The 1260-nt window shown below is 64.7% G+C and carries 2 protein-coding genes; one reads left to right on the top strand and one right to left on the bottom strand.

The features are described from left to right. On the top strand, positions 1-269 hold a 269-nt coding region (locus ACBJ59_RS62760), incomplete at its 5' end, for a hypothetical protein (protein WP_375119390.1). A 528-nt stretch (positions 270-797) separates the two neighbouring features. Here ACBJ59_RS62760 and ACBJ59_RS62755 read toward each other — a convergent pair. Further along, positions 798-1260 (bottom strand): DUF4386 family protein (locus tag ACBJ59_RS62755; protein ID WP_375119389.1); only part of this gene is annotated, 463 nt, incomplete at its 5' end.

The following is a 1260-nucleotide window of genomic DNA, read 5'->3' as shown; positions in this document are numbered from 1 at the left end:
GCCGCAAGCCGGCCAAAGATCTCTGGCTGTGGCACGCCGGGCCCATCGAGGTCGATGCGGCGCTGCTGGACCTGCTGTGGAAGGCCTACCTGCGCCGCTTCGATCAAGAGCACTTTCACCGCTTCGCGTGCAAAACTCGGCACTCCCGCCGACTCACCGAAACTCACCAGTCCCGGCCCCGGACGCCCCAAAGGATCAAGGAACCGGCCGAAAGACAAGCGCCCGCCCTACCGCAAGACCGAGCCGCCGACAACGAACACCGAGAGTGACGTTAAATCGCAAGCTTAGTGGTCCGGCTCGTAAGTCATTCGAGGGTTCACGCGGCTGCCGGTATTGCGGCAGGCTGGTGATCGTAGCCGGTGAGCTGCTGGAAGCAGCGCTCGTTCTGTTCGTGACGCTCGGTCCGGGCCAACAGGTCCTCGAGGTCGGCGGGGTGAACTTCCATCTGAAGGGCCGGGCGGTCTCGTTGTAACGGCGCTCGAAGGCGATCAGCCGGTCTTCGACCTGGTCAAGGCCGGTGAAGTCGTTGGGTGTGACCACCTTGCGCTGCACGATGGAGAAGAAGATCTCGATCTGGTTGAGCCAGGTTGCGTGCACGGGGGTGTGGATCATCACCGCGTTGGGGAACCGGGCGGTGCGGCCAATCCGGTCTGGCCGCGTGGCTTTCACACCGGAGCGGGACGGAAGGGATCACATGCGGCCGGCCGGTGTACTCCGCCAGGTGCGCGGGGGCACCACATGATCGAATGGAGAGGTTCAGCGATGATTCGGCAGGCAGTCGATTGACAGTCGGTTGACTACGCCGCTCGGACCCGCGCCGGTTGAGACGGCTGAGGCAGGGTGAAGCCCTTGGCGAACAACCAGATGGGCAGCACCAGGACTTCGAACAACCCGCCCGGCGCGAGCAAGAGCATGCCTGCTCCCGCGTCCATGTCCAGGACGCCGAGCAGGTCCAGCGGCACTCCCAGCAGCAGCAGGGCGTAGCCGATGAGGCCGAGGGCCGCGATGGGCTGCGGGACGATGCGTGAGACGAACAGCAGGTAGGTGAACACCAGGCCGCCGATGGCCGTGGGGATGTACACCCACAACATCGTGTTGGGGACGGCTTGCAGCTGCGTCAGCAGGTAGACGCCGCAGGTGGCGGAGACCGCGAGCTCGATGACCCTCATGACGGGGTACCACAGGGCCAGTTTCTGGTTGAAGCCCTTCAGGATTCGGTACATGAGCAGGCCGATGCCTACCACGGCCAGGCCCGAGCAG

This window comes from Nonomuraea sp. MTCD27, from assembly GCF_041950495.1.
In the GTDB taxonomy this organism is placed as follows: domain Bacteria; phylum Actinomycetota; class Actinomycetes; order Streptosporangiales; family Streptosporangiaceae; genus Nonomuraea.
The sequence above is the reverse complement of the archived record's forward strand: the minus strand, read 5'-3'. Positions and strand labels throughout refer to the sequence as shown.